This is a genomic window from Kineococcus endophyticus (assembly GCF_040796495.1).
Classification (GTDB): Bacteria; Actinomycetota; Actinomycetes; order Actinomycetales; family Kineococcaceae; genus Kineococcus; species Kineococcus endophyticus.
Window position 1 is genome coordinate 25,806 of record NZ_JBFNQN010000020.1, and the last position, 15,067, is coordinate 40,872.

Here is a 15,067-nt window from a genome sequence, read left to right on the forward strand (position 1 = left end):
GGGACAGGCTGTCGTGCCGCCATCGGGGGGTCCTCCTCGTCGCTGGGGAAGGGGTGCGGAAGGGTGAGCCGGCCGGGTTCCCGGTGGGGACGATGGTGCCCGACGCGGTCCACCACCGGTGGTGCCGCTCGACCGGACCACCACCCACCGGCCGGCAGGACCGCCCGATCGGCCCCACCGCCGGCACGCTCACCTGGTGCGCCGCAGCCGCCCGAGTCCGGCGACGCCGACGGCGAGCAGGAGCGCGGCCCCGGAGAACACCTGGCTCACCCAGGCCGGCGAGCCGATGAGGGTCAGTCCGCTGGTGCTCACGGCGAGGAACAGCACGCCGATCACGGTGCCGAGGACGGAGGGGCGACCGACGTCGATGACGATGGTCGACAGCAGGACCGCGGTCAGCGCCGGGAACAGCATCGTCATGCCGTTGTCCGCGGTGGCCGCGCCCTGGCGGCCGAGCAGCAGCACGCCCGCCGCCGCGGCGACCAGGCCCGAGAGCACGAACGCGGAGAGCTGGGCCCGGCGCACGTCGACGCCGACCAACCGGGCGGCCGCGGCGTTGGACCCCACGGCGAACAGCCGTCGTCCGAACGCCGTCTGCGCCATGGTGAACCAGCAGACCGCGGCCAGCACCACCGAGACGACCACGATGCTCGGCAACCCGGACCACCTCCCGGACCCGAGGGCGGTGAGCGAGGGCGAGATGCCCTGGGTGATCTGCAGACCACCGGTGTAGGCGAAGATGCCGCCGCCGAGCAGGGTGGCCGTCCCGAGGGTGGCGATGAACGGGTTCATCTGCAGGTAGGCGACCAGCACGCCCTGCAGGCCGCCGATCACCACGCCGGCCAGCAGGGCGAGCCCCACGGCCACGGGCAGCGGGAGGTCGTGCGCGCTCATCGCGGCGGCGGCGACGACCGAGCAGGTGGCCGCGACGGCTCCGACGGAGAAGTCGAAGAACCCGGCCGCCATGGGGAAGAGCAGGGCCAGGGCGACGGTGAGGGTGACCGCCTGGTTGGCGGTGAGCGCCAGCCAGTTCGCCGGGCTGCGGAAGGCGAGCCCGGACGCCGGGGCGACCGAGAAGAACACGACGACGGCGAGCAGCACGAGGACCAGTCCGTAGCGCTCGACGAGGGAGCCCACCCGCAGGGGGCGGCGGACGGCGGGCGGCGGAGCGGCGGGGACGGCGCCCACGGGCGTGACGGTGGTGGTGGGTTCGCTGGTCATGGTCCTCAGGAGTCCTGTCGGTCGGGGGTCTGGGAGTGCGCGGCCTGGGCGATGACGTCCTCCTGCAGCTGCGCCCCCACCAGCTCGGTGCGCAGGCGGCCGCCGGCCACCACGAGCACCCGGTCGCACAGGGCGGCGAGCTCGGCGAAGTCGGAGGAGACGACGAGCGCGGCCCGTGCCCCGTCGACCACGTGCCCGCGGACCAGGGTGTGGATGTCGCGGCGGGCCATGGCGTCGACCCCCTGGCTGGGTTCGTCGAGCAGCAGCACGCTGGGGTCGGTCCACGTGGTGCGGGCCAGCACGGCCTTCTGCTGGTTCCCTCCCGACAGCGTGGCGAAGGGGACGTCGGCGTGCGCGGCCCGCACGGCGTAGCGCCCGGCGGCGGCCATGGCGGCCCTCTTCTCGGCGCGCCGGGCCACGCCCCAGGGCCGGAGGAAGCGGGGGTAGGCGATGGCGGAGACGTTCTCCCACAACGGGCGGTCCGCGAAGGCCGCCTCCCGGGCCCGGTCCTCGGGGACGTACGCGATGCCGTCGGCCAGCGCCGCGCGCGGGCTGCGGTGCTCGACCGGGCGACCGGCGAGCTCCAGCGTGCCGCCGGTGCGGGGGACCTGGCCCGAGAGCGCGCGCAGCAGCCGGCTGCGCCCCGACCCCAGCAGCCCGGCGACGCCCACCACCTCACCGGGGTGCAGGTCGAGGTCCACCGGCCCCACGCCCGGGAAGCTCAGGCCGCGGGCCCGCAGCACCGGTTCGCCGTCGCGGGCGGGTGCCGGGTGGCGCTGGTCCACCCCGGACGCCGGGGAGGTGCCGGTCATGAGGGCGACGATCGCGGTCTCGTCGAGGCCCTCGACCGGCCCGGAGTGGGCGACCGCGCCGTCCCGCAGAACGGTGAGGTCGTCCGCGACCGCCAGCACCTCGGGGATGCGGTGGCTGACGTAGACGACCGCGTGCCCCTCGCCCCGGCGTCGACGGAGCTCGGCGAGGAGACCGTCGACCTCGTTCCGGGGCAGGCTGGCGGTGGGCTCGTCGAGCACGAGCACCAGCGGTCCCCGCTCCGGTCCACCGCCCGTGCCCGTCTGCAGGGCGCGGGCGACGGCCAGCAGGGTGCGGTCGCCGGGGCGCAGTTCGCGCACCCGGGCCCGCGGGTCAAGGTCGAGGCCCGCGTCGGCGAGCTGCCGGGCGGTGCGGCGGTGCAGCGCGCGCCAGCCCACCGATCCCGCCCGGCCGGGGAAGCCGTGCACCAGCGCCATGTTCTCGGCGACCGTCAGGTCCTCGACGAGCCCGAGGTCCTGGTGCACGAAGCGCAGACCGGCCGCGTGGGCGGCCGCGGGGCTGAACCCGTCGGCGGGGTGCTCGACCCCGCCGACGGTGATCGTGCCGCCGGGGTCCGCCGTGTACACGCCCGCGACGACCTTCAGGGTGGTGGACTTGCCCGAACCGTTGCCCCCCAGGAGGGCGTGCACGCGGCCGGGGCGCACCTCCACGTCCACCCCGCGCAGCACGGGCACGCCGTCGAAGGTCTTGCTGACTCCGGCCAGGCGCAGCGCGACCACCGGGGGAGCGTCCACGACCACCTCAGAGTCCCCAGGCCGCGCGGTAGCCGGCGGGGGCGTCGACCGACCCGGCGTACCAGTCGCCCTGAGCGGGCAGGTTGTGGTCGGCGTCGACCAGCTGCTCACCCAGACCGGAGTCCACGACCGGCTGCCCGGCGAAGACCCGGTTCAGTCCGTCGATGCCGGCGTACGACAACCACACCGGCGACTGCCCGATGCACATGTCGATGCCTCCGCCGGTGTGCAGGTACCCGACCGAGTCACGGGTGCACTCACCGCCGGCCACGGCGAGGTCCTTGCCGGAGGTGGTCAGCGCCTGCTGGATGCCGGCCGGGAGCATGAAGTCCACGTCGACGGCCACCGCGTTCGCCTCGGGGTGCTGCAGCATCGCCGTCTCGAACTTCTGCCGGATGTTCGGCACGTCCGCCGGGGTGATGACGACGGTTCCCACGACCTCGCAGCCGCTGCACGCGGCGATCCTCTCGTTGAACGCGTCGGCCAGGTGCTCCCCGAACGCGACCCCGCGGAACTCCACGTGCACGACCTGGGCCGCCCCCTTCGTCTGCGCCACGACCCAGTCCGCCCGGAGCTGGCCGGCGGCCTCGTAGCTCTGCGCCGCGGTCGTCCCGCCCACGAAGGGCACCGTGACGTCGAACAGCGGCTGACCGCCGCCCTGGGTCGGGTCGTCGCAGTCGAACGAGGTCAGCGAGGCGACGAGCACACCGGCGGCCTTGGCCTCCTTGAGGGCCTGGGCCACCGGGGCGCAGTCGATGGACTCCAGGACGATGGCGTCGGCACCGGCCGCGACGGCCTGGCGCACGCACTTGGCCCACGCCCCGTCGGTGTTGTTCTGTCCGTCGCACACCTGCGTGCCCCAGCCCAGCGCCTTCGCCGCCTCGACGGTCTCGTCGGTGAGGTGGGCCAGCCCCGCGACCTGCTGGAAGGCCGACAGCACCCAGACCGTCTTGCCCTGGGCCGGTGCGGGCCCCTGTGCGGGGGGCCGGGTGCTGCTGCCGGCGTAGGCGGCGTCCACCGCGGCCACGGCCGCCGTGGTGTCGGCGGCGGCCTGGGCCGAACCACCCGAGCCGCCGGGGGTCGCGCCGCCCGGCGGCGAGGAGCAGCTCGTGAGCAGGACGCACCCGAGCAGCAGGGCGAGCAGGGCACGCAGGGACGTGAGAGAGCGCATCGTCGGGTTCTCCTGGGATCGAGCGAGGTGCGGGGTCTGAGGTCGGGGGTCAGGCGAAGGCGGGTGGGATGGACGTCGTCCACCCGACGGCGGGTTCGACGGCGGCGGCCAGCCGCACGAGGGTGGCCTCGTCGAAGGGGCCACCCACCAGCTGGGCGCCGACGGGAACTCCTCCGGCGGTGCGGTGCACGGGAAGGCTGATCGCGGGCAGGCCTGCGATGTTCACGAAGGAGGTGAACGAGATCATCTGGTTCTCCACCACCCGCGGGCCGCTGGGGTCGGCGTTGGCCTCCTCCAGCACGGTGCCGAGGGGCGGGGCGACGGTGGCCATGGTCGGGGTGAGCAGCACGTCCCAGTCCCGGCCCCACTGCGCGTTGACCGCGCGGGTCTCGATCTGCAGCAGGGCGTCGACGGCGGCGTACTCCCCGGCGTGCCGCTGCCGGCCCAGCGCCATGCGGTGCTGGAGGTACGGCTCGGCCACCGTCGGGTCGTCGTAGGGCAGCGCCAGCAGCGACGCGTTGACGATCACGTCGAGGTAGCCCCGGACAGCGGGTTCGGAGTACCCGCGCAGGGTCGCGGGCACGACGACGTGCCCGAGGCGCTCGAGTTCGGTGGCCAGCCGCTGGGCGGCGGCGACGCACTCGGGGTCCACCGGCAGCCCGGTGGGCGCGTCGGTGAGCAGGCCGATGCGCAGGGGCGCCTGGTCGCGGCCCACCTCCTCGGCGAAGGGCCGCACCGGCTGGGGAGCGGAGTACCACGCCAGTGGGTCCGTCGGGCTGAGCACGTCGAGGAAGGCCGCGGCGTCGAGCACCGAGCGGGTGATCATGCCGTCGGTCACCCCGTGGTTCCACGCACCGACGAGTTGCGGCACCCGCCCACGGGAGGGTTTGAGCCCCACCGTGCCGCAGCACGACGAGGGCATCCGGATGGAACCGCCGCCGTCGGAGGCCTGCGCGGCCGGGGCGAGGCCCGCGGCCACGGCGGCCGCGGCGCCACCGGAGGAACCTCCCGCCGTGCGCGAGAGGTCCCACGGGTTGGCCGTCCTGCCGTACCGGCGGTTGTCCGAGACCGACATGGGTCCCAGCTCGGGGCTGTTGGAACGGCCCATGAACAGGGCGCCGGCCCGTCGGAGCAGGCCGATGCAGAGGTCGTCCTCGGTCTGCACGCGGTCGCTGAAACCCAGCGAACCACGGGTGTTCGGCTGTCCTGCAGCGGTGGTGAGTTCCTTGACGGGGACCGGCACTCCGTGGAACGGGGGCAGGTCGCCGCCCTCGGCCACCTGCTTCTCGGCGATCCGCGCCTGCTCCAGGAACTGCGCGTCGTCGCGCCAGACGATCGCGTTGACGTCGCCGTCGAGCCGGTCGACGCGGTCCAGGTAGTACTCGGCCACCTCCACCGGACTGACCTGTCGGGAACGGATGGCAGCCGCCAGATCGGTGGCGGTCGTGATGGGTTGCAACGGTCCTCCCCGGGGTTCGTGGGAAGGAGTGTGCGTCCCTGAGCGGCTACCGAGTTGCTCGTGGAGGCGGATCTCTTGCCGCTGACGGCACGGATCGGGTCCGGCGCGACCGCGCTGGACGTGCGGCTAGAGCGTGCCCTGCTCCTGCGAGCACCACCACGTCGTCCGTCCGCCGACGGTCGCCCGCACCATCGGTGCGCCGCAGCGCGGGCAGTGCTCACCGGACGCCCGGTGCGGGATGACCTCCCCCGTGTGGACGCCGCCGTGCTTCACCGCGTGCCGGATCCCGGCCCGCAACTGCCGGCGCAGTTCGTCGAGCTCGGAGGTCCGCAGTTCCCCCGCCGGGCGACGCGGGTCGAGCTTCGCCCGCCACAGCACCTCGTCGGCCAGGAGGTTCCCGATGCCCGCGACGACGGACTGGTCGAGCAGCCGCGCCTTCAGCGGGGCCGTGCCCTTGCCGACGCGTTCGCGGAACTCCTCGCGCCCGACGTGCTCGGCGTCCGGGCCCAGGGCGGACAGGTCCGGGTCGAGGCGCACCCGGCCGAGCCGCCGCTTGTCGAGCAGGCGCAGGGTGCCGCCGTCGGCGAACGTCAGGGTGAAGCGGTACCACTCGTCCTTCGCCACGCGCGGCACCTTCGGGGTGCCCTCGTAGTCGCCGCCGACGACCCGCTCGCCCTCGGGGGACGTGATGACGATGCGCCCGCTCATGCCGAGGTGGATGCCGAGCGCCGGGCCGTCGCCGGAGGTGTCGCACCACATCGACTTGCCCTGCCGGTGCGCCGCGGTGAGCGATCGCCCGACGAGGGCCGTCCGCAGGTCGCCGGGCTGGTGGGGGCGGCACTCGTAGGTGTCGGTGTCGTCGACGTCCGCGATCTCGCGGTGCAGACCGCCCGCCTCGACGACCTGGCGGGCCGATTCGACCTCGGGGAGTTCAGGCACCCGCGGAACGTAACCGAGCCGTCGCGCTCGCGCTCCCCGACGGCGAGCGGACGGGCACCTAGAGTGCCGGGGTGCGGAAGCGGTGGGGTGCGGTGCTGGTGGCGACGGGCCTCGTGGCCGCCGGGTGCGGGAGCGACGAACCGGAGGCGCCCACGCCGCAGCCCGTGACGATCGCGGTCGCCGGTGACGTCCACTTCGACGGCACGAGCGAGAAGGCCCTGGAACCCGGTGGGCTGGACGCCATCACGCCGGTCCTGTCGCGGGCCGACCTGACCGTCGTCAACGTGGAGACGGCCATCACCGAGCGAGGGAGCGCGGCGGGCAAGCAGTACACGTTCCGGGCGCCCGCGGCGGCGCTGGGGGCGCTGAAGGACGCGGGCGTCGACGTCGCGGCGATGGCGAACAACCACAGCCTCGACTACGGCCGCACCGGGTTGACCGACACGCTCGCGGCCGGGAAGGACAAGGGCCTGCCGGTCATCGGGCTCGGGGAGGACGCCGACGGCGCGTTCGCCCCGCACCGGGTCACGCTGAAGGACAACCGGATCGCGGTGTTCGACGCGACCCAGGTCCTCGACTCCTCGCTCGCGAAGGCCTGGACGGCGACGGACGCGCAACCGGGGCTGGCGTCGGTGCAGAGCACGGCGGGAGCGGCGCGACTGGTGGCGGCGGTCGAGGCCGAGCGGTCCCGCAGCGACTCGGTCGTGGTGGTCCTGCACTGGGGCAGGGAGCAGCAGGACTGCCCGACCGACGCCCAGCAGGGACTCGCCCACGACCTCGTCGCGGCCGGCGCGGACGCCGTCGTCGGCTCGCACGCCCACGTGCAGCTCGGGCAGGGGTTCCTCGAGGCGGGGGGCCGCAAGGGGTTCGTCGACTACGGCCTGGGGAACTTCGTCTTCTACGCCAAGAAGGCGGCGGCCGTGGAGACCGGTGTCCTGGAACTCACGCTGCCCGGGACGGGCGGGGTGTCGGCGGCGCGGTGGGTCCCCGCGACGATCCGCTCCGGCGTGCCCGTCCCGCTGAGCGGGGACGACGCCGACGAGGCGGTGCAGCACAAGGAGTCCCTGCGGTCCTGCACCGACCTCGCGGCGTCGTGAGAGTGGCCTGGTCTCAGGCGCGCGTCTCCGGGAGGAACGGGTAGTCGGTGTACCCCTCCGGGCCCGTCCCGTAGGACGTGGACGCGTCGAGCGCGTTCTCGGGGTGACCACCCTGCCAGCGGGCGAGCAGGTCCGGGTTCGCCATGACGGCGCGGCCGACCGCCACGACGTCCGCGACACCGTCGGCGAGGTAGCCGGTGGCCTCCTCGCGGGTCGTCACCTGCGCGAACCCGGTGTTCACCATGAGCGGACCGCCGAAGCGCTTGCGCAGACCCTGGACGAACTCCCCGGCGGGCTCGGCGTGCAGGACGCTCAGGTAGGCCAGGCCGAGCGGCTGGAGCTGCTCGACGAGGTGCGTGTAGGTCGCCTCGACGTCGGCCGGGTCCTTCTCCCACGCGTCCTGGATGTTGTGCGCGGGGGAGATCCGGACGCCGACGCGGCCGGCCCCGATCTCGGCGGCCACGGCCTGCGCGACGCGCACGGTCAGCCGCGCACGGTTCTCGGGGGACCCGCCGTACTCGTCGGTGCGCTGGTTGGCGCCCGGCGCGAGGAACTCGTGCAGCAGGTAGCCGTTGGCGCTGTGGATCTCCACGCCGTCGATCCCGGCGTCCACGGCGCGGCGCGACGCGGCCACGAAGTCGGCGACGACGTCGTCGACCTCGGTGGCGGTCAGCGCGTGCGGGACGGGGTACGGCTTCTTGCCCAGCGGCGTGTGCGCCTCGCCGGAGACGGCGATCGCGCTGGGGGCGACGATGCGGTCGGTGCCGGTGATGTCGGTGTGCGAGACGCGGCCCCCGTGCATGACCTGGACGACGATGCGACCGCCGGCGGCGTGCACGCCCTCGGCGACCTTGCGCCACCCCTCCTGTTGCTCGTCGGTGACGAGCCCGGGCTGGCCGGGGTAGGAGCGGGACTCGTGGCTCGGGTAGGTGCCCTCGGAGACGATGAGACCCACGCTGGCGCGCTGGGAGTAGTGCTCCACGAGCAGCTCGTTGGGGATGCCCTCGGCGCCCGCGCGGGTGCGCGTCAGGGGGGCCATCACGAGGCGGTTGGGCAGGGTGAGGTCGCCCACGGCGACAGACGAGAACAGATCCATGTGCAGCTGCAACAACCGGACCACGGTCCGTCTTCCCGCCCCCGTAGAGTTCACCCTCGTGTCCGGGGTCCTCGTCGCCATCACCTGCGCGCTGTGCCTGGTGGGGAGCGTCTGGGCGGTGGTCACCGTCGCCCGTGACCGGCGCGTCGGCCGGGCCCTGCTGACCGCGCTCGCGGTGGTCGAGCTGTCCGTCCTCGTCACCGTCGTCGACGGCTTCGCGGCCCTGGCCACCGGCACGCGGCCGGTCGAGCTAGCGACGTCGATCGCCTACCTCGTCGTGGCGCCGTTCATCCTGCCGGCCGGCACCTTCTGGGCCCTGGCCGACCGCTCGCGGCCCAGCACGCTCGTGCTCGCGGTGGCCTGCTTCGCCGTCGTCGTCATCGCCTACCGCGCGTTCCTGCTCTTCGCGGTGACCCGGTGAGCGCCCCGGGCGCGGCGCGCCGGACGACCGGGCTGGGGCGCGTGCTCGTCGCGCTGTACGCCGTCTTCGCCATCGCGGCCGTCTCGCGCGCGAGCGTCCAGATCGCCACCGACTTCCACGAGGCGCCGCTGGCGTACGTGCTCTCGGCGTTCGCCGGGGTCGTCTACGTGCTGGCGACGGTCGGCCTGGGTCGGTCCGGTCCGCGCTGGCGGCGGGTGGCGTGGATCGCGTGCAGCGTCGAGCTCCTCGGCGTGCTGACCGTCGGGTCGCTCAGCCTCGCCGACGCCGAGGCCTTCCCCCGCGCGACGGTGTGGTCCGGGTACGGCGCGGGCTACGGGTTCATCCCGCTCGTGCTGCCGGTGCTGGGCCTCGTCTACCTGCGGCGGGAGTCGCGCGCCGCCCACCGAGCGGTCTGAGGGCGCCCGCTCACGACGCGGGCGTGCCCGTGTGCACCTCGGTGACACCGGGCAGCTCGCCGAGGCCGGCCGCCAGCGCGGTCGCCGACCCGCGACCCTGCACGGACAGGTCGACGCGCACGGCGTGGGCGCCCGGGACCACCGTCGTCTCCAGGGCCGTCACCGCCCACCCGGCGCGCGTGCAGTGCGCCATGACGTCGCGCAGCACCCCGCGTCCGTCGAGGTAGGTGCACGACACGGCCTGCTCGCTCGGGGCCCGCCGGGCCAGTCGCTGCGCGAGCGGGGTCAGGCCGTAGAGCACGAGGAAGTGGCCCAGCGTGCACAGCACGGCGAGCAGCGGCAGCCCGGCCGCGGCCGACATCCCCACCGCCGCCGTGAGCCAGATCGTCGCGGCCGTCGTCAGCCCACGTACGGCGTCGCGGCGGACGAAGATGACGCCCGCGCCGAGGAACCCGAGCCCCGAGGCGACCTGCGCCGCCACGCGCGACGGGTCGAGCTCGATGCGCCCGGTCGCCAGGACGTCGGTGAAGCCGTACTTGCTGACGAGCAGGAACAGCGCCGCACCGAGCCCGACGATCGTGTGGGTGCGCAGCCCGGCCGACTTCTGCCGCACCTCGCGCTCGAAGCCGATGAGCGCCGACAGCCCGAAGGCGAGGCCCAGCTCGCCGACCTGCAACCACCCCTGACCGGTGTCCTCGCCGAACCACATGGCCGCGACGATGCCAGGCGCGCGTTGGGGCGGCCAGAGGGGACCGGCCGGTCAGCGTGTGCGGCGGAAGAACTCCCGGGCGTCGTGCAGCCCCTTCGTGTTCTCCCGAGGGTCGTCGATCCCCGTCCGGTCGTCGGTGACGACCCGGCGTGCGAAGTAGTCCGCCTGCACCGCCCAGCGCAGCTCGTGGAGGACGTCGAGACCGCGCTCGACCTCGGCCCGCGTGAGGGCCCCGGTGGCGAGGTAGGCGTCGACGAGCGCCGGGGCGCGGTCGGGACCGCCGAGGTAGAACGCGGCGCTCGCGAGGTCGTAGAGGAGCGGGCCTGGTTCCGCGCTGGACCAGTCGATGAGACCGCAGACGTCCCCGAGAACGAGGAACGCGCCCGGTTCGGGGTCGCCGTGGAGCACGCCGCACGTGAGCGGTTCCCCGGTGGCGGCGAGGTCGGCGTACCGGACGAGGGCGGCGCGCACCGCCGGGCGCACCCAGGGTTCGACGTCGAGGTGCGCCGCGTCGGGGTCGACCCACGCCGGGAAACCGTGCTCGGGACCCGGGAGCACGAGGGCCCGGTGGGCCTGGCCGAGCGTGGCGCCCATGACCGCCTGCTCGTGGTCGTCGTCCCCCGACAGGGGAGAGCCCCCGACCCACCGCAGCAGCGCGAGCGTCCCGGTGCGCAGGTCGCCGTCGCGCGTGGGTTCGGGCGCACCAGCCGGGATCCCCGCCGCGTCCACGGCCTGCGCGGCGCTCAGCCCTCGGACGAACCCTGCCTCGCCTGCCGCGTCGACGGCCTTGGCGACCCAGCGGCCGCCAGGACCGGTCACCGTCCACGTCTCAGAGTTCATTCCGCCGGGCAGCGGTGCGACCTCGACGGGACCCACGGCCCAGCGCCGGGCCACGAGCCCGCGGACGTCGTCGACGGTCAGCACCCCGGCACGGTAGGCGCCGGGGTGCCCCGCCGACCACGGGGTTCCGGGGTCAGTGAGCGGTGGCGAGCTCTCCCGGGTGCAGGACGACCTTGGTCCAGCCGTCCTCGCGCCGGTCGAACGTCCCGTACGCCGAGGCCGCCTCGGTGAGGTCGAGCTCGTGGCTGACGATGAAGCTCGGCGTCGCCACGCCCGCCGTGATGAGGTTCCGCAGCTTCACGTTGTACGCCTTGACGTTGCACTGTCCGGTGCCCATCGACTGGCCCTTGAACCAGAACGTGCCGTAGTCGAAGGCGATCTTGCCCTGCTTCGACAGCTCGTCCTTCGCGCCGGGGTCCTGCGGCAGGTACACGCCGACGACGCCGATCCCGCCCGTGGCCTTGACGACCTGGACGAGCTGGTTGAGGACCATGGACGCGTCCTCGTTCCCGGAGGCGTCGTGCGCCTGGTAGCCGATGGCCTCGACGCCGCGGTCGACGCCTCGGCCGCCCGTCGCGTCCATGATCTGCTCCACGGGGTCACCGGCGGAGAAGTCGACCGGCGTGGCCCCGGCCTTGCGGACCAGGGCGAGGCGGTCCGGCTGGCGGTCGACGACGAACACCTCGGCGGCGCCGCGGATGCGGGCGGAGTGGGCGGCCATCAGGCCGACCGGTCCCGCACCCCACACGACGACGGAGTCACCGGGCTGGAACCCGGACAGCTCCACCCCGTGCCAGCCGGTGGGGAAGATGTCCGACAGCATCGTGTAGTCGAGTTCCTTCTCGGTGCCCTCGGGCAGCACGAGGGCGTTGAAGTCCGCCCACGGCACCCGCAGGAACTCCGCCTGACCCCCGGCGTAGTCCCCCATCGCCGCGAAGCCGAAGGCCGCGCCCGCCGTCCCGGCCTGGTTGGCCCGCAGGCAGAACCCGGTCTTGCCGGCGACGCAGTTCTCGCAGGAACCGCAGCCGATGTTGAAGGGGAGGCTGACGCGGTCGCCGACCTTCAGGCGGTCGACGCCGGCGCCGACGGCCTCGACGATCCCCATGTTCTCGTGACCGAGCACGCGCCCGGTCTCCATGTCGGTGCGGCCCTCGTACATGTGCAGGTCCGAACCGCAGATGTTCGTCGACGTGATGCGGACGACCGCGTCGGTCGGCTGCTCGATGCGGGCGTCGGGGACGTCCTGCACCGAGACGTCGAACGCGCCGTTGTAGACCAGTGCCTTCACGGGTTTCTCCTCAGGTGGGTGGTGGTCGCGACAACGGGGCGCCACCTCGGCCGTTCCGGGTGACGCCCCGCTGCTGGAGCTGTGGTGGTGGTGCTGGTGGTCAGGACGCCAGGAACTCGAGGAGGACGCGGTTGAACTCCTCGGCGTGGCTGACGTTGAAACCGTGGGGGGCACCGGCCACGACGTGCAGCCGGCTGCCCGGAACCGCGACGTGGGTGAGGGCGCCGGAACCCTCGAGCGGGACGACCGCGTCGGAGTCGCCGTGGATGACCAGGGTCGGCACCGTGACCTTCGGCAGGTCCCCGCGGAAGTCGGTCGTGCCGAAGGACTCCATCGCCTTCAGCGCCGCCGTGTGGTCGGCCTGCTTCGTCAACGCGATCGCATCCTGGCGCTGGGCCTCGGTGACCTTCAGGACGCCGTCGACGGAGAAGAAGTTCGTGACGAACCCGTCGTAGAAGGAGTCCTCGTCGGCCTTCAGGCCGGCCTCCATCTCGTCCGCGAGCTCCTTCGTCAACGGCCCCTGCGGGTTGTCGTCGGTCTTGGCCATGTAGGGCGGCACGGCCGCGGCGAAGACGACGCTGTGCAGGCGTCCGGTGCCGTGGTTGCTCACGTACCGCGCCACCTCGCCGCCGCCCATCGAGAAGCCGACGAGGGTGACGTCGCGCAGGTCGAGCTGCTCCAGGAGGGCGTGCAGGTCCTCGGCCAGGGTGTCGTAGTCGTAGCCGCTGCGGGTCTTGTCGCTGCGGCCGAAACCGCGCCGGTCGTAGGTGACGACGCGGTACCCCGCGGCGGCCAGGGCCGGGACCTGCTCCGACCACGACGCGCCGGACAGCGGCCAGCCGTGGATCAGCACGACGGGACGACCGCTCCCCCCGGTGTCGTCGACGTGCAGGTTCGTGTCCTTGAACAGTCCGTGGTGGGCCGTGACCTCGGTCATCCTGGTTCCTCCAGATGGGTGGGCGGTCAGTGCGGGTCTCCCCGTCGCCGGGGTCGACGCTACGAAGGCGGTGGCGGGTCCGCGCGCTGAAACCTGCGGTCGTGCACGGAACGCGGTCTGGTTGGCTGGCCCCGTGCGCGCCGTCTTCCCCGCTCTGCCGTCCGACCCGCCCGCCACCTGGGGGCCCGCCAGGACCGAGGACGGCGCGGCGATCGCCGAGCTGCGCGCCGTCGTCCTGCGGCCGAGCCTGGAACGTCTGGACAGGTACGACGACGTCCGGGTCCGGCAGAGGTTCCTGTCCTCCTGGTCGCCCGAGCGCACCCGCGTCCTCGCCGGCCCGGACGGCACGGTGGGGTCCCTCGCCCTGCGTCCGGCGGACGACGGGGTGTGGCTCGAGCACTTCTACCTCGACCCCTCGCTGCAGGGCCGGGGTCTGGGCACGCGCGTCCTGCGGGCCGTCACGGGGCAGGCGGACCGCACGGGGACCCTCCTGCGCCTCGACGTCCTGCGGGGCAGCGACGCCCGCCGCCTGTACGAGCGGCACGGTTTCGTCCTCGACCACGAGGACCCCGTCGACGTGTTCCTCCGCCGCGACCCCGGACCCGGAATCTCCTCGACGGGGCGGCCGGCCGTGGGTACCGTCGAGGGGTGCTGACGATCCCGCGCACCGGGTGGCAGCCGCTGTAGCAGCGGCTGCGACGACCACCTGTCCCCAGCCGCCCACGGCGGCTCCGGGCAGTGCGACGTCCCGGGGCCGGGCGGTGGGCGGCGTCCACCACCTCCAGGAGCACCCCGTGTCCCACCCCTCCACCTCCCTCGAGAACGCCCTGCGCCGCAGCGCGGAACTGCACGCGCAGGTGCACGCCGATCCCGGCCGGTTCCGCGTCGTGACCGGCGACCGCCCGACCGGCCCCCTCCACCTCGGCCACCTGCTGGGAACCCTGGCCAACCGCGTCGCGCTGCAGCGCAGCGGGGTCGAGGTGTTCGTGGTCATCGCCGACCTGCAGGTCAGCACCGACCGCGACGATCCCGGTGACGTCCGCGGGAACGTCCGCGAGGTCCTGCTCGACAACCTGGCTGCCGGGCTGGAACAGGCGACGAGGACGGAGGCCGGCGGCGCTCCCGTGTTCGTGCACAGCGCCGTCCCGGCCCTCAACGAACTCCTGCTGCCGTTCCTGGCGCTCGTCACGGTCGCGGAACTGCAGCGCAACCCCACGGTGCGGGCCGAGGCGGCCGCCGCCCGGGAACGCGGGGCTCGCCGGGGCGTCAGCGGTCTGCTGCTCACCTACCCCGTCCACCAGGCCGCCGACGTCCTGTCCTGCGGTGCGAACCTCGTCCCCGTGGGGCAGGACCAGCTGCCGCACCTGGAGGTGGCGCGGACGGTCGCCCGGCGGTTCAACGACCGGTACGGGGCAGGAGGACCCCTGCTGACCGAACCGGAGGCGCTGCTGTCGGCGGCGCCCCTGCTCCTGGGGACCGACGGCCGGAAGATGAGCAAGAGCGGCGGCAACGCGATCGCCTTGCGCGCCGGGGAGGACGAGACGGCCCGGCTGGTCCGGTCGGCGACGACGGACGGGGAGCGACGCATCACCTACGAGCCGGCCCGCCGCCCCGAGGTCGCGAACCTCCTGCTGACGGGTGCGCTGTGCTCGGGCACCACACCGGAGGCCCTGGCCGAGGAGGTCGGCGACGGCGGTGCGGCGCGTCTCAAGGCCGTCGTCACCGACGCCGTCAACGAGCACCTGCGTCCCCTGCGCCGGCGGCGCCGGGAGCTCGCGGGCGAGGAGGACCACCTGCGGGCCGTGCTCGCCGCGGGCGCCCGGCGGGCGAACGCCGAGGCGGGGCGGACGCTGGCGCGGGTCCTGGCCGCCACCGGGGCGTGAGGAGCGCCCGGACGGCCTCCTCCGT

Annotated in this window: 15 protein-coding genes; 5 read left to right on the forward strand and 10 right to left on the reverse strand. The window is 74.0% G+C overall.

Features of this window, described 5'->3' with window-relative positions:
• Positions 1–189 precede the first annotated feature (189 nt).
• The 5 genes from AB1207_RS22980 to AB1207_RS23000 form a co-directional block, all read right to left on the reverse strand.
• Positions 190–1,221, reverse strand: coding sequence for an ABC transporter permease (locus AB1207_RS22980; protein ID WP_367641024.1), 1,032 nt, complete (start codon positions 1,219–1,221; stop codon positions 190–192).
• A gap of 5 nt (positions 1,222–1,226) precedes the next feature.
• A complete protein-coding gene (locus AB1207_RS22985) occupies positions 1,227–2,786 on the reverse strand; it encodes a sugar ABC transporter ATP-binding protein (protein WP_367641026.1) in 1,560 nt (519 codons plus the stop codon).
• Between the two features lie 7 nt (positions 2,787–2,793).
• The gene (locus tag AB1207_RS22990) at positions 2,794–3,957 is read right to left on the reverse strand and encodes a sugar ABC transporter substrate-binding protein (protein WP_367641027.1); all 1,164 of its coding nucleotides are present in this window, start codon (positions 3,955–3,957) and stop codon (positions 2,794–2,796) included.
• Positions 3,958–4,006: 49 nt separating this feature from the next.
• Positions 4,007–5,353 carry an amidase gene (locus tag AB1207_RS22995; RefSeq protein WP_367641029.1) on the reverse strand — a complete coding sequence of 449 codons (1,347 nt, stop codon included), beginning with the start codon at positions 5,351–5,353 and terminating at the stop codon, positions 4,007–4,009.
• A gap of 189 nt (positions 5,354–5,542) precedes the next feature.
• A complete protein-coding gene (locus AB1207_RS23000) occupies positions 5,543–6,355 on the reverse strand; it encodes an Fpg/Nei family DNA glycosylase (RefSeq protein WP_367641030.1) in 813 nt (270 codons plus the stop codon).
• A 71-nt stretch (positions 6,356–6,426) separates the two neighbouring features.
• Here AB1207_RS23000 and AB1207_RS23005 point away from each other — a divergent pair, with 71 nt between their 5' ends.
• Positions 6,427–7,452 (forward strand): CapA family protein, encoded by a 1,026-nt coding sequence (locus AB1207_RS23005; RefSeq protein WP_367641031.1) that lies wholly within the window; start codon positions 6,427–6,429, stop codon positions 7,450–7,452.
• A gap of 13 nt (positions 7,453–7,465) precedes the next feature.
• Here the strand turns inward: AB1207_RS23005 and AB1207_RS23010 are convergent, their stop codons facing one another.
• A complete protein-coding gene (locus AB1207_RS23010) occupies positions 7,466–8,548 on the reverse strand; it encodes an alkene reductase (protein ID WP_367641033.1) in 1,083 nt (360 codons plus the stop codon).
• Positions 8,549–8,606: 58 nt separating this feature from the next.
• On the opposite strand from AB1207_RS23010, the gene AB1207_RS23015 reads away from it, so the two are divergent.
• Both AB1207_RS23015 and AB1207_RS23020 read left to right on the forward strand, forming a co-directional pair.
• Positions 8,607–8,969, forward strand: coding sequence for a hypothetical protein (locus tag AB1207_RS23015; RefSeq protein WP_367641034.1), 363 nt, complete (start codon positions 8,607–8,609; stop codon positions 8,967–8,969).
• Positions 8,966–9,385: a hypothetical protein gene (locus AB1207_RS23020; protein ID WP_367641035.1), complete on the forward strand. Its 420-nt coding sequence runs from the start codon at positions 8,966–8,968 to the stop codon at positions 9,383–9,385. Before AB1207_RS23015 ends, AB1207_RS23020 begins: the two co-directional genes overlap by 4 nt.
• A gap of 10 nt (positions 9,386–9,395) precedes the next feature.
• Here the strand turns inward: AB1207_RS23020 and AB1207_RS23025 are convergent, their stop codons facing one another.
• The 4 genes from AB1207_RS23025 to AB1207_RS23040 all read right to left on the reverse strand — a co-directional run bounded on the left by AB1207_RS23025 (position 9,396) and on the right by AB1207_RS23040 (position 13,159).
• On the reverse strand, positions 9,396–10,094 hold the full coding sequence (locus AB1207_RS23025; RefSeq protein WP_367641037.1) for an MgtC/SapB family protein: 699 nt from the start codon (positions 10,092–10,094) through the stop codon (positions 9,396–9,398).
• 51 nt (positions 10,095–10,145) lie between these two features.
• Complete coding sequence (locus tag AB1207_RS23030) at positions 10,146–11,018, reverse strand: phosphotransferase enzyme family protein (RefSeq protein ID WP_367641038.1); 873 nt, start codon at positions 11,016–11,018, stop codon at positions 10,146–10,148.
• A gap of 49 nt (positions 11,019–11,067) precedes the next feature.
• Positions 11,068–12,222, reverse strand: coding sequence for a glutathione-independent formaldehyde dehydrogenase (locus AB1207_RS23035; RefSeq protein WP_367641039.1), 1,155 nt, complete (start codon positions 12,220–12,222; stop codon positions 11,068–11,070).
• A 100-nt stretch (positions 12,223–12,322) separates the two neighbouring features.
• The gene (locus AB1207_RS23040; RefSeq protein ID WP_367641040.1) at positions 12,323–13,159 is read right to left on the reverse strand and encodes an alpha/beta fold hydrolase; all 837 of its coding nucleotides are present in this window, start codon (positions 13,157–13,159) and stop codon (positions 12,323–12,325) included.
• Positions 13,160–13,292: 133 nt separating this feature from the next.
• On the opposite strand from AB1207_RS23040, the gene AB1207_RS23045 reads away from it, so the two are divergent.
• Together AB1207_RS23045 and trpS are read left to right on the forward strand one after the other, a co-directional pair.
• Positions 13,293–13,814: a GNAT family N-acetyltransferase gene (locus AB1207_RS23045; protein ID WP_437179008.1), complete on the forward strand. Its 522-nt coding sequence runs from the start codon at positions 13,293–13,295 to the stop codon at positions 13,812–13,814.
• 139 nt (positions 13,815–13,953) lie between these two features.
• Positions 13,954–15,042 (forward strand): tryptophan--tRNA ligase, encoded by a 1,089-nt coding sequence (gene trpS / locus AB1207_RS23050; RefSeq protein ID WP_367641041.1) that lies wholly within the window; start codon positions 13,954–13,956, stop codon positions 15,040–15,042.
• Positions 15,043–15,067 lie beyond the last annotated feature (25 nt).